Raw genomic sequence first — 20,064 nt, 5'->3', positions numbered from 1 at the left:
CCCAGCTCTTTCATTCTTCAAACACCACCGGCAATCACATTCCACAATGAGGTAGGAATCATGGGACCCATCACCACCCCGGGCGCGGCAACGCCGGCCCCCAAGACACGCTGGTACAGGCAGCTGTACTTCTGGGTATTGACCGGAATCGTCCTCGGCATTCTCGTGGGCTGGCTCGCGCCCGCCGCCGGCATCGCCCTGGAACCGATCGGCACCACGTTCGTCAACGCCATGAGGATGCTGATCGGTCCCATCGTGTTCCTGACCATCGTCGGCGGCATCGCCAGCGTCGCGGACCTGAAAAAGGTCGGCATGACCGGCCTGAAGGCCCTGACGTACTTTCAGATCGGCACCATCTTCGCCCTGCTCTTCGGCCTGGTCGCCATCAACATCTTCCGCCTCGGCGAGGGCGTCAACGCCGACGCCAGCGCCATCAAGACCACGGACTCCGCGGCCAAGCTCATCGAAACCGGCGCCCACCAGGAATGGTGGCAGTTCCTGACCCACATCATCCCGACCAGCATCGCCGCGCCCTTCGTGGAGGGCGACATCCTCCAGATCATCTTCATCGCCGTGATCTTCGGCATCGCCCTGAACGCCACGGGCAAAGTCGGGGCGCCCGTCCTGGACGGGGTCCAGCGCCTCACCGGGGTCATGTTCAAGATCCTGGGCTTCATCATGAAAGCCGCCCCGCTGGGCGCGTTCGGCGCGATGGCCTTCGCCGTCGGCAAGTACGGCGTCTCGTCCCTCTCCAGCATGGGCGGGCTGATCGCCCTGTTCTACGCCACGTCGATCCTGTTCGTCGTCGTGGTCCTCGGATCCGTCATGGCCTTCCTGAAGCTGAACATCTTCAAGATGATCCGCCACCTCAAGGAGGAGTACCTGCTCATCCTTGGCACCTCCACCGCCGAACCGGCGCTGCCGGGCCTGATGCGCAAGCTTGAGCACGCAGGGGTCAAGAAGGAAACCGTCGGGCTCGTCGTTCCCACCGGCTACAGCTTCAACCTCGACGGCGCCGCCATCTACCTTTCGCTGGCCGCCGTCTACATCGCCCAGGCCACCAACACCGAGCTGACCATCGGCCAGCAGCTGGGCCTGATCGCGGTCATGCTGCTCACCTCCAAGGGCGCGGCCGGCGTCGCCGGCGGCGGCTTCATCGCCCTGACCGCCACCCTGGCCACCATCGGCACCATCCCGGCCGCCGGCATCATGCTCATCTTCGGCATCGACAAGTTCATGTCCGAATGCCGGGCCCTGGTGAACTTCACCGGCAACGCCGTCGCCACACTGTTCATCGCCTGGTGGGACCGGACGCTGGACGCGGACCGTGTCCGCCGAGTCTTCAACGGCGAAGTGGTTGAGCCCCTGCCCAGCGAGGATCCGACACCCCTCGACGAGTTCACGGACATCGCTGCTGACCTGACCGCCCACGATCCCCGCACGGCCAGTCCCCAGCACGCAGAACCGGCCGATGACGCCCCCGCCTCCAGTGATGACCGGCGCCCTGCCTACTCGAAAAGCATCTGACATGTTCACCACAACCGCCCCGAAACGCGTGCGAGCCCTGATCGCACCCGACAAGTTCAAGGGCAGCCTCACGGCCGGTGAGGTGGCCGATGCCCTGGCAGCAGGACTCCGCTCCGCCTCTGGTTTCACCGGCGCGGCCGGGACGATCCACTGCGAACTGCTTCCACTGGCGGACGGAGGTGACGGCAGCGTCGACGCCGCCGTCGCCTCCGGCTTCACCCGGCGCAGCTACACCGTCTCAGGACCCACCGGCCAGCCCGTCCAGGCCAGCATCGCGTTCGACGGCGCCACCGCCGTCGTCGAGGTGGCCAACACCTGCGGCCTGGGACTCCTGCCCGGCGGAACACTGGATCCGCTGGGTGCCTCCAGCCGCGGCTTCGGCGAAGCTGTCCTGTTCGCCCTCAGCCTGAAACCGGCCAGGATCGTTCTGGCCCTGGGCGGCAGCGTCAGCACGGACGGCGGCATGGGAATGCTCACCGCCCTCGGGTACAGCTTCCGGGACGCCGACGGCCGCCAGCTCTACGGCAGCGGCGGGGCGCTGGCACAGATCCACAGCATCCAGCGGACCGCCCTCCCCGAACTTGCCGACACCGAGCTCGTCGTCGCCAGCGACGTCCACAACCCGCTGCTCGGCGCCCACGGCGCACCGGCGGTCTTCGGCCCCCAAAAAGGCGCCGGACCCGAGGAGATCGCCTCCCTCGACAAGGGCCTCGAACATTTCGTCACCGGGCTCACAGCGGCGGGAATCACCGAGGCGGACCGGCTCGCCCAGCACGACGGCGCCGGCAGCGCCGGAGGAATCGGCTACGCGTGCCTGCTGCTCGGGGCAAAGCAGGTCTCCGGCGCCGACTACTTCCTGGACCTGCTGGACTTCAATGCCCGCAAGGACACCTGTGACGTCGTCGTCACCGGCGAAGGCAGCCTCGACGAGCAGACCCTTGCCGGGAAGCTGCCGGCGGCCGTCGCCCGGCGGTCCGGATCCCGTCCGGTCATCGCCGTCGCCGGCCGCTCCCTCCTGCCCCAGGAACGGTGGTCCGAAATGGACCTGACCCGGGTCTACACTCTGGCCGACTACACGGACCAGGATTCCGCCAATGACCCCGGCCTTTCCGCCGCGCTGCTCCGCCGGATCGGAAAGGACATCGGCTCCAGCCTGCTCTAGGCCTGACACACTGCACCACGCAGAAACGCCCGCCCGGGGCTATCCCGGGCGGGCGTTTCTGGACTCTCCGAAGGGGCGGCAGCTAGCCGATCAGCGCCAGCACGGCCCCGGCCGCAACCACTCCGCCGGCTTCGGTGCGGACGTCAGTGACAGTGCCGTCCCGGTGCGCGGAGACCTGGGTTTCCATCTTCATCGCTTCAAGGACCACAACCGGGTCCCCGGCCGATACCTCGGCGCCCGGCTCGACGAGCCACTTCACCACGGTCCCGGCCATGTCGGCGCGCAGCTCGCCCGGGTCGGCAGCGGAAGCACCGCCGTCGGACGCCGCTTCCACGGACACACCTGCGGGCAGCGGACTGCCAGAGCGTGCCCAGCCGTCCAGCAAGTCGGCCGGAAGGCCGACGGCGAGGCGCCGTCCGTCCACGTCGACGGTGATAGTGCGGCGTTCGCCGTCGGGCGCTGTGGTGCTGTAGTCGGGATCGGCGGGGATGGAGGCACTGTCCGCGAAGTCGGTTTCGATCCAGCGGGTGTGGATGCCCAGCCCGTCCTCGGACGTGAAGTCCGGGGACTCCAGCACTGCCCGGTGGAACGGCAGCACGGTGGCCACCCCGGTGATGCGCATTTCGGCGAGGGCCCGGCGGGCCCGACGCAGGGCCTGCTGGCGGTCCGCGCCGGTGACAATCAGCTTCGCGAGCAGGGAATCGAACTGCGGCGCGACGAAGGAGCCGGAGCGGACGCCGGTGTCGAGCCGGATGCCAGAGCCGGTGGGGCCGGCGAACTCGCCGATGGTCCCGGGCGAGGGCAGGAAGCCGCGGCCCACGTCCTCGGCGTTGAGCCGGAATTCGAAGGCGTGCCCGCGCGGCGCCGGGTCCTCGGCCAGGCGCAGCGGCTCCCCCGCGGCGATCCGAAACTGTTCCTGGACGAGGTCGATCCCCGTGGTTTCCTCGGTGATGGGGTGCTCCACCTGGAGCCGGGTGTTGACCTCGAGGAATGCCACCGTGCCATCCGCCGCGACCAGGAATTCCACCGTGCCGGCGCCGGAGTAGCCGGCCTCCCGGCAGACGGCCTTGGCGGCGTCGTAAATCAGCTTGGTCTGCTCGTCGCTGAGGAACGGCGCGGGAGCCTCCTCCAGGAGCTTCTGGTGCCGGCGCTGCAGTGAGCAGTCGCGGGTTCCGACGACCACGACGTTGCCGTGTGTGTCCGCCAGGACCTGCGCCTCCACGTGGCGCGGACGGTCCAGGTAGCGCTCCACGAAGCACTCGCCCCGGCCGAAGGCGGCCACTGCTTCACGGACGGCGGAGTCGAAGGCTTCCTCGACCTCGTCGATGACCCTGACCACCTTCATGCCGCGGCCGCCACCGCCGAAAGCGGCCTTGATGGCGATCGGCAGGCCGTGCTGTTCGGCGAAGGCCCGGGCTTCGGCAGCCGTGTCGACAGGACCGTCGCTGCCGGCCACCAAGGGGGCGCCGGCCCGGACGGCCGCGTCGCGGGCCGTGATCTTGTTGCCGAGCAGCCGGATTGCGTCCGGCGTCGGACCGATCCAGGTCAGTCCGGCGTCGAGGACGGCCTGGGCAAAGTCGGCGTTCTCGGAGAGGAAGCCGTAGCCGGGGTGGACGGCGTCCGCTCCGGACTCGGCCGCCACGGCGAGGAGCTTGGGGATGTTCAGGTACGTGTCCGCGGGCGAGTTGCCGTCCAGGCTGAAGGCTTCATCGGCGGCGGAGACGTGCAGGGCGTCGGCGTCGATGTCGGCGTAGACGGCGACGGACGCCAACTGCGCGTCGTCGCAGGCCCGGGCTATGCGGACCGCGATTTCTCCACGGTTTGCGATCAGGACCTTGCGCATCAGTTACTCGCTTCTTCTTCGGTGGTGACGTGTTCAGTGGTGCCGTGTTCGGCGCTGCGCTCAGTGGCGCTGTGTTCGGCCCAGCGGAAGCGGATCTTGCCGCCGATGGGGACCTGCGCGGCGAGGTCCAGCTGGGAGTCGACCACCACGGCGATCACGGGGTAGCCGCCGGTGATGGGATGATCGGCCAGGAAGAGCACGGGCAGCCCCTCCGGCGGGACCTGCAGGGCGCCCGCCACGGTGCCTTCGCTGGGCAGTTCGCCCTGGCGGCTGCGCTGCAGCGGGGTCCCATCAAGGCGCATGCCGACCCGGTTGGACTGCGGCAGCACGGACCAGTCCTGGGCGGTGAACGAGTCCAGCGCCGCCTGATCGAACCAGTCGGCGCGGGGACCGGGGACGACGTCGAGGACGGTCACCCCAGTGCCCGGGTAGTCCGGCTGCAGTTCGGGAGCCCCGACGACGCCGGATTCGGCTTCCCCACCGGCGGCCAGCACCTGCCCGGCGGCCAGGGGCGCCGGACCGATCCCGGACATCGTGTCGGTCGAGCGGCTGCCCAGCACCAGGGCTGTGTCCACCCCACCGCGGACCGCGAGATAGCTGCGGAAGCCGCTCTGCGGCGCGCCAAGGCTGAGCGTTTCACCGTCGAGCAGCGCGAACGGGGCGGCCATCGGCACCGCGCGGTGCCACGTTTCACCATCGCTGTCCGGCGCCGACTCGATACTCAGTGCCGACGGTGCGCCAGTGACGGCGAGGACCTGGTCGGCCACGGCCTGGACCTTGAGCCCCCCGGCGACGGTCTCGATGCCGGCCGCGGCGGGGGCGTTGCCGACGAGGCGGTTGGCCCGGCGCAGCGAGGCCCGGTCCAGTGCACCGGCGGCGGAGACGCCCAGGGCAGAGTGGCCATGGCGGCCCAGATCCTGGATCAGGCTCTGCAGACCGGGCGAAACGATCCGGAGTCCGCGGGCGACGTCCCCGGCACCCGGTTCCGGCACGGTGCCGGCATGCTCAGCCGCAGGCGCCGCGGCTGACTCCGCGACTGGCTCCGCGACGAGCACCGCATCCCGGACCGGCCGGAACTGCACCCGGTGCCCGGGGGCGGCCAGGGCGGGCTGGTCCCGGTCCAGGTCCCACATCCGGGCGTTGGTGCGCCCGATCAGCTGCCAGCCGCCCGGGGAACGGCGCGGGTACACGGCCGAATAGTTGCCGGCCAGCGCCACGGAACCTGCGGGCACGGCGGTGCGCGGCGAGCTGCGCCGGGGCACCTCCAGCTGCTGGTTCTCCCCCACCATGTATCCGAATCCGGGCGCAAAGCCGGCGAAGGCCACGGTCCAGATCTGGCCGGAGTGGGCGGCGATCACACCCTCCGTTCCGAGGCCGGTGAGCCGCCCGACCTCGGCGAGGTCCTCGCCGTCGTACACGGTGTCGATAACCACCAGTTCGCCGTCGAGCTGCACCGGTGCGGTGAGGTCGAGCTGCAGCAGCCGGGCGGCGATGCGCCGGGCCGAGGCCGGGGAATCGGCCCTGACCAGGACGGTCTCGGCCGCGGCCAGGACGTCCTGCTGGCCCGGCAACGGCTTCTCCAGCAGCAGCGCCTGCAGGGCAAGCACATCCTGCGTGCCGGAGAGCTCGGCCAGGACCGCGCGCGTTCCCACGGCCCGCACGGAGCGGACTCTGTGAACTGTTGCGTTCTCTACCTTCGGGGGTTCCCCTGCTGTCTCAATCACGAGTGCCTCACTCATTGTGCCGGTGCCGGTGGACAGATCCGCTGAATAGGATCCAAAGTGCTCAGGCGTGGGCATCCTGCAGGAGCCGCTCTTCTTCGTCGGTATGCGGGTTGCGCCCGATGGCCAGCCCGATCACCGTCACGATCGAGGCGACCGCGAGGTAGCCAGCGATCAGGAACCAGTTGCCGCTAGCGGCGAAGAGGGCGGTGAAGACCAACGGTGCGATGGCGCCGCCGACCACGCCGGCCAGGGTGTAAGCCAGCGAGCTGCCGGCGTAGCGCAGCCGGGCCGGGAACTGCTCGGTGATGTATGCGGCCTGCGGGCCGTACATGAAGGCGTGGAAGGCCAGCCCGATCACGATGCCGACGGTCAGCGTGACGACCGACTTGTCCTGGATCATGACGAAGAACAGCGGGATGTAAATGGCGGTTCCGACGGCGGCGATGCCGTATACGAGGCGGCGGTTGATGCGGTCCGTGAGGGCGCCCGCCGCGGGGATCAGGACCAGCTGGAAGGCGGAGCCGATCAGGATGGCGGTCAGTACGTTGCTGGTGCTCATGCCCAGTTGCTTGGTGGCGTAGACGGCCATGAAGACGGTAAGCAGGGAGTACAGCACGTCCGGGCTGATGCGGGACAGGGCAGCGGACACGAGGGCGCGCGGCTCCTTGGTGAAGACCTCCTTGATGGGGGCCTTGGGCTGTTCGCCGTGGGCCTGGATGGCCTTGAAGACGGGGGTTTCCTCAAGCTTCAGCCGGATCAGCAGGCCGAAGCCCACCAACAAGGCCGAGGCGAGGAAGGCCACACGCCAGCCCCAGGAGAGGAAGTCTTCGTTGCTGAGGGTCGCGGCGAGCACGGCCAGGACGCCGTTGGCCATCAGGTTGCCGGCGGGCGGGCCGATCTGCGCGGCGGAAGACCAGAAGCCGCGCCGCTTGGCGTCGCCGAATTCGCTCGAAAGCAGGACGGCACCGCCCCATTCGCCGCCGACGCCGATGCCCTGTGCCAGGCGCAGCAACACGAGGATGATGGGAGCGGCTATACCGATGGTGGCGTAGCCCGGGAGCACGCCAATCACCACCGTTGCGATGCCGATCAGCAGCAGGGTGGTCACGAGGACGTGCTTGCGGCCGATCTTGTCACCGAGCCGGCCGAAGATCACGCCGCCGATGGGACGGGCGAGGTAGCCTACCGCAAAGGTCGAGAAGGACAGCAGCAGCCCGACGTATTCGTCGTTGCCCGGGAAGAAGACCTTGGGGAACACCAAGGCCGAGGCCACGGAGTAGATCGCGAAGTCGTAGTACTCCAGCGAAGTGCCGGTGAGGCTCGCGACGTAGGCCTTGAGGGCGCCTGGCGGGATCCTCCTCTTGCCGGCGGCCGGGGTGGCCTGATGCGGTGCTGCAGTCATGGTTTTCCTCCAGGTGTGCGGGTGCTGCCTGTTGCTTGGGTGTGAGTGCGGGTGATCCCGGCGGAACCGGGGATGAAGCAGGTGTTGCTTCGGCTTAGACGAAGGCGGCGGTGGTGATGTCCGCGGCGTTGAGCGCTTCGCGGACAGCGGCGGCCATGGTGACGGCTCCCGGGGAGTCGCCGTGCACGCAGATGCTTTCGGCGCGGATTTTCAGGATGGAGCCGTCGATAGTGCGGACGGCGGAATCGGTGGCCATTCGGAGGACATGCTCAGTGACGAGAGCGGGGTCCTCCAGCACGGCTCCGGGGAGCGTACGGGATACCAGGGTGCCGTCCGGGCTGTAAGCGCGGTCGGCAAAGGCTTCGGTGACCGCGCGGAGGCCGGCGGCCTCGGCGAGGCGCAGCACTTCCGAGCCCGGCAGGCCCAGGATCGGCAGGTTAGGGTCAACGGACTTCACGGCGTCGACGACGGCCTGCGCCTGGGCGGTGTGCGAGACGATGGCGTTGTAGAGGCCGCCGTGCGGCTTCACGTACCTGACAGTGCCGCCCTCGACGGCGGCCAGCGCCTGCAGCGCACCGATCTGGTAGACGACGTCGTCCGCCAGTTCGATCGGGTCGATGTCCATAAAGCGGCGGCCGAACCCGGCGAGATCGCGGTAGCCGACGTGGGCGCCGATCACGACACCCGCAGCCACGGCCTCGCGGCAGGTCCGGCGGATGACGCTGGGATCCCCCGCGTGGAATCCGCAAGCCACGTTGGCGCTGGAGACCGAGCGGAACATCGCCGTGTCGTCGCCCAGGGTCCAGCGTCCGAAAGACTCGCCAACGTCGCTGTTCAGGTCGATGGTTGCCATTTGTGATCCTCGTCTCATGATAGCCCCCTACTAGGATGCATCAATTTCTCCGATTGTTCAACAATCCGACGATTTAAAGTAGGAACAATCGTGTAGATTCGGCACTATGACGACTTCCGAAGCAGCTGCCGGTCCCGCCCTGGCCGCGGCTGCGGCGCGGCTGCGGGTGGCCGTTCCTTCCGTGGCGGACCGGGTGGCAGCCGAACTGCGCCTGCAACTGGCGGAGGGCCTGCTCCTGCCGGGAGCCCGGCTCACGGAATCGACCATCGCCGAAGACCTGGGCGTTTCGCGCAACACGGTCCGCGAGGCGTTCGCCGAACTTGCGGCCGAGCGCCTGGTGGTCCGGCACCCGAACCGGGGTGTCTTTGTGGCCAGTCTGGAGGCGGGCGACATCCACGACGTCTACACGGTGCGCCGCGCTATTGAAGTCAGCGCGATCAGCGGCGGCGGCAGTCCGGAGCGGGTGGCCGCGGTCCGCGCGGCTGTGGAAGAGGGCAAAGCCGCGGCGGCCGCCAACGACGAGGAGGGCCTGGGCAACGCCAACCAGCATTTCCATGGCGCGATCGTTGCCCTGGCCGGAAGCCGGCGGCTGGACACGATCATGTCCCAGGTCCTGGCCGAGATGCGGCTGTTCTTCCACAAGGCCACCGTGGATGCGCATTTCTACCGGGGCTATCTGCCGGACAACGAGGAAATCTGCAGCGCCCTGGAGGCCGGGGACCTGGACCGCGCCGGGGAGCTGCTGCTGGCCTATTTGAACCGGTCAGAGGAGCGCCAGGCCGCCGTCCACGGCGAGTGAGCGCGCCGGACTTGGACGCTCGGCGACGCGCGTTCAGCCTGGCGACGCGCTAATTTCCTCGCGACGCCGGGATTCCCGTGTCGGGAGGAAATTTGCGCGTCGCAGGACATTCTGCGCGTCGAAAGATACCCGCGCAAAAACGAGCGACCCGGGTTGGCCTCCTGAAGGCCAACCCGGGTCGCAGCAGTCTGCGGTATCCCGCGCTAGTTTCCGGCCGGTACCGGGACCGGACGCTCCTCCGCCGGCCTCCCGGCGTCGGCATCCGCCGCGGGCGGGGTTTTCAGCTTGAGGCGCTGAATGATCGAGGCCCCGCCGCCCTTGCCGCTGCGGTTCTTGTTGAAGATGTCGAAGCCGACGGCGAGGAGCAGCACCAGGCCCTTGATGAGCTGCTGGTAGTCGGTGCCGAGGCCCAGGATCGACATGCCGTTGTTGAGGACACCCATGATGAGGCCACCGATCATGGCCCCTGCAACGGTTCCGATGCCGCCTGTGACTGCGGCGCCGCCGATGAACGCCGCCGCGATGGCGTCCAGTTCGAAGCCTGTGCCGCCGGCCGGCTGGGCGGAGTTGAGCCGGGCCGTGAACACGAGGCCGGCCAGTGCGGCAAGGACGCCCATGTTCACGAACAGCCGGAAGGTGACGGCCTTGGTCTTGATGCCGGACAGCTCAGCAGCGTGGAGATTGCCGCCGAGCGCGTAGGTGTGCCGGCCGAAGACGCTGTTGTTCATCAGGGCCGTGTAGACGATCACCAGGACCGCCAGCACGATCAGGACGATCGGGGTGCCCCGGTAGCTGGCGAGCAGGAAGGTGATGGTCAGCATGAGCAGGGCAATAAACGCGGTCTTGGTGGCGAACCAGGCCATCGGCTCGTTCTCGAGTTCGAACTTCTTGCGGATCCGGCGTTCCTTGACTGCCTGGATCACGAGCGCCAAGGTGGCGCCGACGCCAAGGATGACCGTCAGCCACTCCAGAACCGACGTGCCGCCGGAAATGTCAGGCAGGAAGCCGCCGCCCAGCGCCCGCAGTTCGCCCGGGAACGGCGTGATCTGCTGGTTCTTGAGAACGATCAGTGTCAGGCCGCGGAAAATCAGCATCCCGGCGAGGGTGACGATGAAGGCGGGAATGCCGACGTACGCGATCCAGTAGCCCTGCCAGGCACCCACCAGCGCACCGACCAGCAGGCAGGCCGGGATGGCGAGCCACCAGTCCCATCCCCAGTGCACGATCATGACACCGGCGCAGGCGCCGATGAAGCCGGCGACCGAACCCACGGACAGGTCGATGTGGCCGGCGATGATCACCATCACCATGCCGATGGCCAGGATCAGGATGTAGCTGTTCTGGACCACCAGGTTGGTGACGTTCTGCGGCTGCAGCAGGATCCCGTCCGTCAGGATCTGGAACAGCAGGACGATCAGGATCAGGGCGACAAAGATGCCGACCTGGCGGAGGCGGCTTGCCAGGAAGCCCAGGGATTCTCGGAGGGCGGACATGTTCGCTATTCCTTCTCTTTGGTCATGTAGTGCATGAGGGTTTCCTGCGATGCTTCGGCGATCGGGACCTCGCCGGTGATGTGCCCGGCGGACAGGGCGTAGATCCTGTCGCAGATGCCCAGCAGTTCGGGAAGTTCGGAGGAGATCACAATGACCGCCTTTCCTTCCGCGGCCAGCTTCGCGATGATCGTGTAGATCTCAAACTTCGCGCCGACGTCGATCCCCCGGGTGGGTTCGTCGAGGATCAGCACGTCCGGGTCGGAGAACATCCACTTGCTCAACACGACCTTCTGCTGGTTGCCGCCGGACAACTTGCCCGTGATGGCGGCAACCGACGGAGCCTTGATATTCATGCTCTTCCGGTAGTCGTTGGCCACCACGGTTTCCTGGTTCTTGTCCACCCAGCCGCCCTTGACCAGCTTGCGCAGCGCGGCCATGGAAACGTTGCGCTTGACGTCCTCGATGAGGTTCAGGCCGTAGAGCTTGCGGTCCTCGGTGGCGTAGGCGATGCCGTGCTTGATGGCCTCCGAGACGGTGGAAGTGTTGATTTCCGTGCCGTGCTTGAACACTTTGCCCGACGTTGCGGTGCCGTAGCTGCGCCCGAAGACGCTCATGGCCAGCTCCGTCCTGCCGGCACCCATTAGTCCGGCAAGCCCCACGACTTCCCCCTTGCGGACGTTGAGGCTGGCGTTGTTGACCACCATCCGGCTGTAGTCCTGCGGGTGCCGGACGGACCAGTCCTCGATCCGCAGGACTTCCTCGCCAATCCGTGGTTCCCGGTCCGGATACAGGCTTTCCAGGTCCCGGCCCACCATTGCGCGGATAATGCGTTCCTGGGTGATCTCGCCGTCGCCCAGGCGGAGGGTTTCGATCGTCTTGCCGTCGCGGATGACTGTGACGGCGTCCGCAACTTTGCGGATTTCGTTGAGCTTGTGGCTGATGATGATGCTGGTGACACCCTGGCCCTTCAGGTGCAGGATCAGGTCCAGCAGGTGGCTCGAGTCCTCGTCGTTGAGGGCCGCCGTCGGTTCGTCGAGAATAAGGAGTTTGACCTCCTTCGAGAGTGCCTTTGCGATTTCCACGAGCTGCTGCTTGCCCACGCTGATGTGCTGGACGGGGGTGACCGGGTTTTCACTCAGGCCCACCCGGGCCAGGAGTTTCGCGGCTTCCAGGTTGGTCTTGCGCCAGTCCACCCAGCCGCGCTTGGCCTGTTCGTTGCCGAGGTAGATGTTCTCGGCGATCGACAGGTAAGGGCTCAGGGCCAGCTCCTGGTGAATGATCACGATTCCGCGCTTCTCGCTGTCGCTGATGCTGGAGAAGTTGCAGGGTTCGTTTTCGAAGAGAATGTCGCCGTCGAAGGAGCTGTGCGGGTAGACGCCGGACAGCACCTTCATCAGGGTGGATTTGCCGGCGCCGTTTTCACCGCAGATGGCATGGACTTCGCCGCGGTTCACCTGCAGGGTGACGTCCTGGAGGGCCTTCACGCCCGGGAAGGTCTTGGTGATTCCTCGCATTTGAAGAATGGGTGTGTTCATCGCCAATTCTCACTGACTGGTAGTGCTTGGGACGTCCTGCGGCTGCAGGGGTCTACGGGAAGGGTGGCGGCCCGGACTCGACGCGGCCCGCCACCCTTCGAGGTGGCTACTTGACGTCGGCCGCGGTGTAGTAACCGGAGTCGATGAGTTCCTTCTCGTAGTTCTCATTCGTGATGATCACGGACTTGAGCAGGTACGCAGGGACTACCTTGACCTTGTTGTCATAGGTCTTGGTGTCGTTGACCTCGGGTTCCTGTCCCTTCAGGAGGGCGTCGACCATCTTCACGGCCTGGGCTCCGAGCTGGCGGGTGTCCTTGAAGATCGTGGAGTACTGCTCGCCGGCGGTGATGGACTTCACCGAACCCTTTTCGGCGTCCTGGCCGGTGACGATCGGCAGGCTTCCCTTGGCGTAGCCGCCGGTGCTGGTCAGGGCCGAGATGATGCCGATGGAGAGGCCGTCATACGGGGAGAGGACGCCGTCGAGCTTGGTGCCGGAGCTGTAGGCGGCCGTGAGGATGTCCTCCATGCGCTTCTGGGCCACGGGGGCCTGCCAGCGCAGGATGGCAGCCTGCTCAAACTTGGTCTGGCCGCTGGGCACCTTCAGGGTTCCGGCGTCCAGGTACGGCTTGAGGGTGTCCATGGCGCCGGTCCAGAAGAAGTTGGCGTTGTTGTCATCCGGGCTGCCGGCGAAGAGCTCCACATTGAACGGGCCCTTGCCTTCGACCTTGTTGCCGCTGGCGTCAACAAGGCCCAGGCCGGTCAGCAGCGAAGTGGCCTGCTGCACGCCCACCGTGTAGTTGTCGAAGGTGGTGTAGAAGTCGACGTTCGGAGTGCCGTTGATGAGCCGGTCGTAGGCGATGACCTTGACGTTCTGTTCTTTCGCCTTGGCGAGGACGTCGGTCAGCGTGGTGCCGTCGATGGCCGCGACGATCAGGGCTTTGGCGCCCTTGGTGAGCATGTTCTCGATCTGGGACACCTGCGTGGGGATGTCGTCATTGGCGTACTGCAGGTCAGCCTTGTACCCGAGCTTCGTCAAGGAGTCCGAGACGTTCTTGCCGTCGGCGATCCACCGTTCCGAAGTCTGCGTCGGCATCGAGATCCCGACGAGGGAACCGGCAGCATCGGCACTGGCGGCCGGGGCAGCCGTGCCGGGCCGGCTGCCGCACCCTGTGGCCCCTACGGTCACAGCGAGGGCAACCGCAACGGCGCCCAGGAGTTTCCTGATCTTCACAATTTTCTCCTTCCGCGGACCCATAGTCCGCGAAGTTGCTCCTGATCGCAGTCCTGCACGTCATTGTGCCCCTGCGGGGCTTTAACATCGGGAGGATTGCGGAGGTCTGAATAGAACGGGGATTCAGCCGGTAAGGGAACCGCGGCCGATTGTTATCGCTAACAATATGATCAAAGATAGCTTCTCGAAACATGTGAGTCAACGCACATCCGACGTTTTACCTCCTTCGACTGACGGCGTGAGATCTGGCCGTCAGTCGGCAAAGATGCGCCAGGTCGCGTCGTGTGAGGCTCCGGGTTCGAGCCGCACGAGGTCCGTGCCGGTGTTGAAGGCGTCCGGCGGGCAGGTCATGGGTTCCACGGCGAGCCCCAGCCGGTCGGGTATCGGTGGCTGCTTGTCGGCGGTGTGGACCTGCAGCCAGGCGCAGCTGCGATCCCAGGCCAGGCCGACGCCGGCCCCGCCCGGGTCCCGGAGCACAACGTGTGCCTGCCCACCGCCGTCGAACACAATGTCGGTGAAAGCGTGGTCGATCTGGGTCGCACCGATGACGCGGGCGGTGCGGAAGTCGTACTCGTGACCGTCAACGGGCCGGGTGGTGACCGGCAGCAACCGGTCGGGCGTCACCTCAAGGAACGTCCGCGCCGGGACCTCGAGGGTCCATTCGTCCAGCGGAGCCGGTCCTGCCAGCAGGTAGGAGTGCGGACAGACCCCGTAGGGCGCCGCGCGCTCCCCCACATTGGAAGCCGTGATTCTCGTGTGCAGGCCGCCGCCGTCAAGCCGGTAGCGCGCTGTGATCGACAGCGCGAAGGGGTAGCCGGGCACCGGCTCGATGGCGCAGGAGAGCTCCACGGCGGATTCCGTCCGGAACTCCATCTTCCAGTCAAGCTCCGGGGTAAAGCCGTGCAGGGCGCACTGCCGGCCGGGCTCATTGACGGGCACCAGGTAGTCCACGCCGTCGAAGGTGTACCTGCCGTCAGGAATCCGGTTCGGCCACGGCGCAACGACGACGCCGCGGAAGTCCGGGTTGGGCCCGCCCGCCGGGAACGGGACGATCAGGTCCCGTTCCCTGTGCCGCAGTTCCCGCACCGCCGCACCGCGGGCGGTGATGAGCGCGGAGTATTCCCCGTGCCGGAGCCCGAATTCGTCCCCGGTCACAGACCGCCGGCCAGTTTGTAGTAGGCGGCGTTCCAGGCCAGTTCCTTCTTGAATCCCCGGATGGTTGTGCCGTCGTCGATGGTCAGCAGTTCGGTTTGGGCGATCTCGGCGAAGTCCTCGAAGACGTCCATGCCGACGGCGGTGGAGAGGACGGTGTGGTGGGCGGCCCCGGCGGTCAGCCAGGCGGCCGCGGAGGTGGCGAAGTCCGGCTTGGGCGACCAGAGGGCGCGGGCCACCGGCAGGTTGGGCAGCGGCTCCTCGAGGTCCACGACGTCGACGGCGTTGGCCACGAGGCGGAAGCGGTCGCGCATATCGGACAGCGCCACCACGACGCCGGGGCCGGCGTCGGTGTCGAAGACCATGCGGACCGGGTCTTCCTTGCCGCCGATGCCGAGCGGGTGGATTTCCACGCGGGGCGTGGTGGCGGTCAGGGACGGGCAGACCTCGAGCATGTGGGCGCCCAGGATTTTCTCCTGGCCCGGGACCAGATGGTAGGTGTAGTCCTCCATGAGCGAGGCGCCGCCGGGGAGCCCGGCGCCCATGACCTTGGCGGCGCGGACCAGGATGGCGGTTTTCCAGTCGCCCTCGGCGCCGAAGCCGTAGCCGTCGGCCATGAGCCGCTGCACGGCCATGCCCGGCAGCTGGCGGAGTGCGCCGAGGTCTTCGAAAGAGGTGGTGAAGGCCGCGGAGCCGTTGGCCTCGAGGAAGCTGCGCAGGCCCAGTTCGATCCGGGCGCTGTAGCGCAGCGACTCGTGCCGGGCTCCGCCGGCCCGAAGTTCGGGGGCCACGTCGTAGAGCCGCTCGTATTCGGCGACGAGGGTGTCGACGTCGGATTCTTCCGCGCCGTGCACGGCGTCGGCGAGTTCGTTGACGGACCAGGTGTTGACCGAGACGCCGAAGCGCAGCTCGGCCTCGGTCTTGTCCCCTTCGGTGACGGCAACATTGCGCATGTTGTCGCCGAAGCGGGTCAGTTTGAGGGTCCGGACGGCGGCCCAGCCCGCCGAGGCGCGCTGCCAGGATCCGACCTGGCGGGAGACCTCGGGGTTGGACACGTGCCCCACCACGGTCTTGCGGGGAATGCCGAGGCGGGACTGGATGTAGCCGAACTCGCGGTCGCCGTGCGCGGCCTGGTTCAGGTTCATGAAGTCGAAGTCGATGTCCGCCCAGGGCAGTTCGGCGTTGGCCTGGGTGTGCAGGTGCAGCAGCGGTTTGCGGAGCAGGTCCAGGCCCTGGATCCACATCTTGGCCGGGCTGAAGGTGTGCATCCAGGCGGTCACGCCGATCACGGCGTCGTCGGAATTCGCTTCCAGGGCGGTGCGGCGGATGGCATCCGAGTCGGTGAGCACGGGCTTCCAGACGATTTTCACCGGGACATCGGCGGCGGCGTTCAGCGCGTCGGCGATCTCCTGCGACTGGGCGGCGACCTGCTTGAGGACGTCCTCGCCGTAGAGGTGCTGGCTGCCGGTGAGGAACCAGACCTCGTACTGCTCAAGGGACGTGTTGTTGGCGTTGGACATGTTTTCTCCTGACGAAGGCGAAGGGCGACCGCGGTTTCGCGGCCTGGCGGCTTGGGTTTTGGGCCTGGCGGCCTGGTTTATTGGGCCTAGCGGCCGTAGACGTTCTGGTAGCGGGCGTAGAGCGAGTCGATCTGGGCCGGATCGATCGGCAGGGGCTCGCCGAGCTGGCGGGACACGTGGACCGTCTTGGCCACCTCCTCGCACATCACTGCGGCTTTCACGGCGGAGCGGGCATCCTTGCCCACCGTGAAGGGCCCGTGGTTCTGCATCAGCACGGCGGGAGAGGTGGACTGGACCAGAGTGTCCACGATGCCCTGCCCGATCGAGTCGTCCCCGATCAGCGCGAACGGGCCCACCGGGATCGTCCCGCCGAACTCATCCCCCATCATGGTCAGCACGCAGGGGATCGGCTCTCCCCGGGCAGCCCAGGCCGTGGCGTAGGTCGAATGGGTGTGCACCACTCCCCCGACCTCGGGCATATGCCGGTAAACGTAGGCGTGTGCCGCGGTGTCCGAGGACGGCGACAGGGCCGGGTTGCGCCATTCGACGGTCCCGCCGGCGGCGCCGTCTCCGGCGGGAACTGAGCTGACCGGGGTGCCGTGCAGGTCGGTAACCACCATGAGCTCAGGCGTCAGCTCGTCGTAGGAGACGCCCGAAGGCTTGATGACCATGAGCTCGTAACCGGGGATGCGGGCCGAGACATTGCCGGCCGTCCACACCACCAGCCCGTAGCGGGTCAGCTCCGAGTGCAGTGTGCAGACTTCCTGCCGGATGCGGGCAATGGTCTCCAGCAGCGCGCTCATGCCGGCACTCCTTCGGTGAGGAGGGTCTTGGTGACGAGGGGCCGGACAGCATTGCGCTGGATCGCCTTGAGCCGGTGCATGACCTCGTTCGCTCCCCTGCCAAAGTAGTCGTGCAGGGTCCGGTACTCCCGGAAGAGTTCCTCGTAGGCCGCGACGTTCTCCGGGATCGGCGTGTAGACGGCGCCCGGCGCCGAGCCCATCGCGGCCGCAGCCACCCTGATGTTCGGGTACTTTCCGGCAGCGACGGCGGCGTGGATGGCCGAACCCAGGGCCGGCCCCTGCGCCGATCCGATGGTGGAGAGCTGCAGACCTGTGACATCGGCATAGATCTGCATGAGCAGCTCGTTCTTCAAGAGCCCGCCGGCGACGATGAACTCCTTCACCGGCACCCCTGAGTCACGGAAGGCGTCCACGATGGTCCGGGTGCCGAAAGCCGTGGCCTCCAGAAGCGCCCGGTAAACGTCCTCCGGGCGGGTGGCCAGCGTCTGGCCGACAACCAGGGCGGAGAGTTCGTGGTCCACCAGCACGGAACGGTTTCCCGAGTGCCAGTCGAGCGCGATCAGGCCGTGCTGCCCGATCGCCTGGCCGGACGCGAGTTCGGTGAGATATTCGTGGATACCCAGTCCGGCAGCTTTGGCGCCCTGGTGGTATTCCGGCGGAACGCCGTTCCTGGTGAACCAGCCGAAGATGTCCCCCACCCCGCTCTGCCCGGCCTCGTAGCCCCAGAGGCCGTCCACGATCCCGCCGTCGACGACGCCGCACATGCCGGGCACTTCCCGCAGTTCATCGCCGTTCAGAACGTGGCAGGTGGAGGTTCCCATGATGGCCACCAGCTGGCCCGGCTCCACCGCTTTGGCGGCCGGGGCGGTGACGTGCGCGTCCACATTGCCCACCGCGACGGCGATCCCCTCGGGCAGTCCGGTCCAGGCGGCGGCTTCGGCGGTCAGGCGGCCCGCCGCGTCGCCAAGGCGGCCGATGGTGTGCTGGAGTTTAGCGCTAACAAAATCCTTGAATTCCGGGTTCAGGGCGGCCAGGAACTCTTCGGACGGGTAGCGCCCGTCCTGGTAGATCCCCTTGTACCCGGCCGTGCAGGCGTTGCGGACGTAGTCGCCGCAGAGCTGCCAGACGATCCAGTCCGCGGCTTCCACCCAGCGGTCCATCGCGGCGTAGCTCTCCGGGTCTTCCTCGAGCAGCTGCAGTCCTTTGGCGAATTCCCATTCGGAGGAGATCAGCCCGCCGTAGCGCGGCAGCCAGCTTTCGCCCCGTTCGGCGGCGAGGGCGTTGATGCGGTCCGCCTGCGGCTGCGCGGCGTGGTGCCGCCAGAGCTTCACATAGGAGTGCGGCCTGTCCGCAAAGCCCGGCAGTTCACTGAGCGGGGTGCCGTCGGCCTTGACCGGAACCATGGTGCAGGCCGTGAAGTCCGTCGCGATCCCCACGACGGCGGCCGGATCGATGCCGGCGTCGGCGATCGCCGCTGGCACAGCGTGTCGCAGGACCTCCCGGTAGTCATCGGGCACCTGGAGTGCCCATTCGCCCGGAAGCCGGATGCCGGCGACGCCCGCTGTGTCCTCCGGAAGCTCGCCGGTGACCACGGCATGCGGGTAGTCGAAAACTCCGCTGCCCAGTTCCTTGCCGTCCCGGACCCGGACGACGACGGCCCGCCCGGAAAGCGTGCCGTAGTCCACGCCAATGACAAATTTTTCGGTTCCGTCCACTGAGACGTCCATCAAATCCTCCAATAGGTTCCGCAACGTTGCGACCTCCCTTATTGTTAGCGCTAACAAAGATACTGTCAAGAAGTGCTGGCAGGCATAGCCGGAAACGGAGGGCTTCGGCCCTTAGGAGGGCAGGGGCCGCGGCGCGGTGCTGGCGCGCACCACGAGCTCAGGTTTGACCACCAGGGCGCCGCTGGTGGCATCGTCCTCGATCTGGGCGCGTATCAGGTCCATGCAGCGCTTTCCGAGTTCCTCGAAGTCCTGCCGCACGGTAGTCAGCGGCGGCATGAAGTAGGCGGATTCGGGCTGGTCGTCGAAGCCGACCAGGGAGACGTCTTCCGGCACGCGGATGCCCTTTTCGCCGAACGCCCGCAGCAGTCCGAGCGCCATCTGGTCGTTGCTGACAAACACCGCGGTGGCGCTGCGCTGCTCTGCCAGCTGCTGCCCGATCCGGTACCCGCTGCCCGCACTCCAGTCCCCCTCGACCAGAAGTTCGTCGGAGAGGCCGGCTTCCGCCAGCTCCTCGCGCCACCCGTCAACCCGGGCTTTGCCGTCCACCCAGTCCAGCGGTCCGGAGACATGCCCGATCTGCTGGTGGCCCAGGCTGATCAGATGGGCGACGGCCAGCCGCGCCCCCAGCTTCTGGTCGACCATTGCGCCGCTCAGCCGCCCTTCCCCGGTTCCGCCGACGACAATCACCGGAAGATCCAGGTTCAGGTCCTCGAGCACCTGAAGTGTCCCGTCGTGCGGCACGATCACGATCATTCCGTCCGCGCCCTGGTCCGTCAGATGGCGCACAGCATCGGAAATGGCCTTCGCCCCGGCCCCCTTGATCGCGGCAATGCTCACGAAATACCCTGCTTCCCGGGCGGCTTGCTGGACCCCTAGCAGGGTATTCGCAGGGCCGTACTGCCCGAGCTCGGAGGCGAGGACGCCGATGGTCTGGGTGCGCCGGGTCACCAGACTCCGAGCGGCCGTGTTGCGCCGGTAGCCGAGTTCGGCGATCGCTGCCTCGACCCGCGACCTTGTTGCCGTGCTGACGTTCGGGTGGTTGTTGATCACCCGCGACACAGTCTGATGGGAAACCTTGGCCAGCGCTGCGACGTCTTCGAGCCGCGGCTGCCGCCGGTCGTTGCTGTTCCCCATGCGAGGCCCCTTCCGCTCCGATGCGTCCACCGGCTTGAAATCAAACTATAGGAGGGCATTGGACGCCCGCTGGTGGCCCGCCCCCGGATCCTGTTAGCGCTAACGATAGACCATTTGGCCCCTGCCGGCCGCAGGGAAGGACGCCGGGAACAAGTATCG

The 20,064-nt window shown here is 67.2% G+C and carries 15 protein-coding genes; 3 read left to right on the top strand and 12 right to left on the bottom strand.

Annotated features, from left to right (window positions below; all coding sequences use genetic code 11):
* Positions 1-60 precede the first annotated feature (60 nt).
* Together dctA and LQV16_RS09050 are read left to right on the top strand one after the other, a co-directional pair.
* Positions 61-1,527 carry a C4-dicarboxylate transporter DctA gene (dctA, locus tag LQV16_RS09055; RefSeq protein WP_229993556.1) on the top strand — a complete coding sequence of 489 codons (1,467 nt, stop codon included), beginning with the start codon at positions 61-63 and terminating at the stop codon, positions 1,525-1,527.
* A gap of 1 nt (position 1,528) precedes the next feature.
* Positions 1,529-2,689, top strand: a complete 1,161-nt coding sequence (locus LQV16_RS09050; RefSeq protein WP_229993555.1) for a glycerate kinase — start codon at positions 1,529-1,531, stop codon at positions 2,687-2,689.
* 82 nt (positions 2,690-2,771) lie between these two features.
* Here the strand turns inward: LQV16_RS09050 and LQV16_RS09045 are convergent, their stop codons facing one another.
* The 4 genes from LQV16_RS09045 to LQV16_RS09030 form a co-directional block, all read right to left on the bottom strand.
* Positions 2,772-4,532: a biotin carboxylase N-terminal domain-containing protein gene (locus LQV16_RS09045; protein ID WP_229993554.1), complete on the bottom strand. Its 1,761-nt coding sequence runs from the start codon at positions 4,530-4,532 to the stop codon at positions 2,772-2,774.
* On the bottom strand, positions 4,532-6,184 hold the full coding sequence (locus tag LQV16_RS09040; protein WP_229993592.1) for a 5-oxoprolinase/urea amidolyase family protein: 1,653 nt from the start codon (positions 6,182-6,184) through the stop codon (positions 4,532-4,534). Before LQV16_RS09040 ends, LQV16_RS09045 begins: the two co-directional genes overlap by 1 nt.
* 133 nt (positions 6,185-6,317) lie before the next feature.
* Positions 6,318-7,658, bottom strand: a complete 1,341-nt coding sequence (locus tag LQV16_RS09035; RefSeq protein ID WP_229993553.1) for an MFS transporter — start codon at positions 7,656-7,658, stop codon at positions 6,318-6,320.
* A gap of 94 nt (positions 7,659-7,752) precedes the next feature.
* A complete protein-coding gene (locus LQV16_RS09030; protein ID WP_229993552.1) occupies positions 7,753-8,511 on the bottom strand; it encodes a 5-oxoprolinase subunit PxpA in 759 nt (252 codons plus the stop codon).
* A gap of 106 nt (positions 8,512-8,617) precedes the next feature.
* On the opposite strand from LQV16_RS09030, the gene LQV16_RS09025 reads away from it, so the two are divergent.
* Positions 8,618-9,310 (top strand): GntR family transcriptional regulator, encoded by a 693-nt coding sequence (locus LQV16_RS09025; RefSeq protein ID WP_229993551.1) that lies wholly within the window; start codon positions 8,618-8,620, stop codon positions 9,308-9,310.
* 203 nt (positions 9,311-9,513) lie between these two features.
* Here LQV16_RS09025 and mmsB read toward each other — a convergent pair whose 3' ends face one another.
* From mmsB to LQV16_RS08985, 8 genes are all read right to left on the bottom strand, one after another.
* Entirely contained in the window at positions 9,514-10,803 is a 1,290-nt protein-coding gene (gene mmsB, locus LQV16_RS09020; RefSeq protein ID WP_229993550.1) for a multiple monosaccharide ABC transporter permease, read from the bottom strand.
* Between the two features lie 5 nt (positions 10,804-10,808).
* On the bottom strand, positions 10,809-12,338 hold the full coding sequence (gene mmsA / locus LQV16_RS09015) for a multiple monosaccharide ABC transporter ATP-binding protein (protein ID WP_229993549.1): 1,530 nt from the start codon (positions 12,336-12,338) through the stop codon (positions 10,809-10,811).
* A 106-nt stretch (positions 12,339-12,444) separates the two neighbouring features.
* On the bottom strand, positions 12,445-13,569 hold the full coding sequence (gene chvE / locus LQV16_RS09010) for a multiple monosaccharide ABC transporter substrate-binding protein (RefSeq protein WP_356815729.1): 1,125 nt from the start codon (positions 13,567-13,569) through the stop codon (positions 12,445-12,447).
* Positions 13,570-13,821: 252 nt separating this feature from the next.
* Positions 13,822-14,724 carry an aldose 1-epimerase family protein gene (locus LQV16_RS09005; protein WP_229993547.1) on the bottom strand — a complete coding sequence of 301 codons (903 nt, stop codon included), beginning with the start codon at positions 14,722-14,724 and terminating at the stop codon, positions 13,822-13,824.
* The gene (araA, locus tag LQV16_RS09000; protein WP_229993546.1) at positions 14,721-16,241 is read right to left on the bottom strand and encodes an L-arabinose isomerase; all 1,521 of its coding nucleotides are present in this window, start codon (positions 16,239-16,241) and stop codon (positions 14,721-14,723) included. Before araA ends, LQV16_RS09005 begins: the two co-directional genes overlap by 4 nt.
* Positions 16,242-16,327: 86 nt before the next feature.
* Complete coding sequence (locus LQV16_RS08995; RefSeq protein WP_229993545.1) at positions 16,328-17,044, bottom strand: L-ribulose-5-phosphate 4-epimerase; 717 nt, start codon at positions 17,042-17,044, stop codon at positions 16,328-16,330.
* Positions 17,041-18,771, bottom strand: a complete 1,731-nt coding sequence (gene araB, locus LQV16_RS08990; RefSeq protein WP_229993544.1) for a ribulokinase — start codon at positions 18,769-18,771, stop codon at positions 17,041-17,043. The genes LQV16_RS08995 and araB overlap by 4 nt, the downstream gene beginning before the upstream one ends.
* Before the next feature lie 111 nt (positions 18,772-18,882).
* The gene (locus LQV16_RS08985; RefSeq protein WP_229993543.1) at positions 18,883-19,905 is read right to left on the bottom strand and encodes a LacI family DNA-binding transcriptional regulator; all 1,023 of its coding nucleotides are present in this window, start codon (positions 19,903-19,905) and stop codon (positions 18,883-18,885) included.
* Positions 19,906-20,064: the final 159 nt, after the last annotated feature.

Source organism: Arthrobacter sp. Bi26, from assembly GCF_918697925.1.
In the GTDB taxonomy this organism is placed as follows: Bacteria; Actinomycetota; Actinomycetes; order Actinomycetales; family Micrococcaceae; genus Arthrobacter.
Note: the sequence above shows the minus strand (reverse complement) of the source record. Positions and strands in the feature narration are given on the sequence as shown.

What these genes read in the sequence shown, in the direction of transcription:
- dctA (WP_229993556.1), top strand. Translation starts at nt 61, where the DNA reads ATGGGACCCATCACCACCCCGGGCGCGGCAACGCCGGCCCCCAAGACA.
- LQV16_RS09050 (WP_229993555.1), top strand. Translation starts at nt 1,529, where the DNA reads ATGTTCACCACAACCGCCCCGAAACGCGTGCGAGCCCTGATCGCACCC.
- LQV16_RS09045 (WP_229993554.1), bottom strand. Translation starts at nt 4,532, where the DNA reads ATGCGCAAGGTCCTGATCGCAAACCGTGGAGAAATCGCGGTCCGCATA.
- LQV16_RS09035 (WP_229993553.1), bottom strand. Translation starts at nt 7,658, where the DNA reads ATGACTGCAGCACCGCATCAGGCCACCCCGGCCGCCGGCAAGAGGAGG.
- LQV16_RS09030 (WP_229993552.1), bottom strand. Translation starts at nt 8,511, where the DNA reads ATGGCAACCATCGACCTGAACAGCGACGTTGGCGAGTCTTTCGGACGC.
- LQV16_RS09025 (WP_229993551.1), top strand. Translation starts at nt 8,618, where the DNA reads ATGACGACTTCCGAAGCAGCTGCCGGTCCCGCCCTGGCCGCGGCTGCG.
- mmsB (WP_229993550.1), bottom strand. Translation starts at nt 10,803, where the DNA reads ATGTCCGCCCTCCGAGAATCCCTGGGCTTCCTGGCAAGCCGCCTCCGC.
- mmsA (WP_229993549.1), bottom strand. Translation starts at nt 12,338, where the DNA reads ATGAACACACCCATTCTTCAAATGCGAGGAATCACCAAGACCTTCCCG.
- araA (WP_229993546.1), bottom strand. Translation starts at nt 16,241, where the DNA reads ATGTCCAACGCCAACAACACGTCCCTTGAGCAGTACGAGGTCTGGTTC.
- LQV16_RS08995 (WP_229993545.1), bottom strand. Translation starts at nt 17,044, where the DNA reads ATGAGCGCGCTGCTGGAGACCATTGCCCGCATCCGGCAGGAAGTCTGC.
- araB (WP_229993544.1), bottom strand. Translation starts at nt 18,771, where the DNA reads ATGGACGTCTCAGTGGACGGAACCGAAAAATTTGTCATTGGCGTGGAC.
- LQV16_RS08985 (WP_229993543.1), bottom strand. Translation starts at nt 19,905, where the DNA reads ATGGGGAACAGCAACGACCGGCGGCAGCCGCGGCTCGAAGACGTCGCA.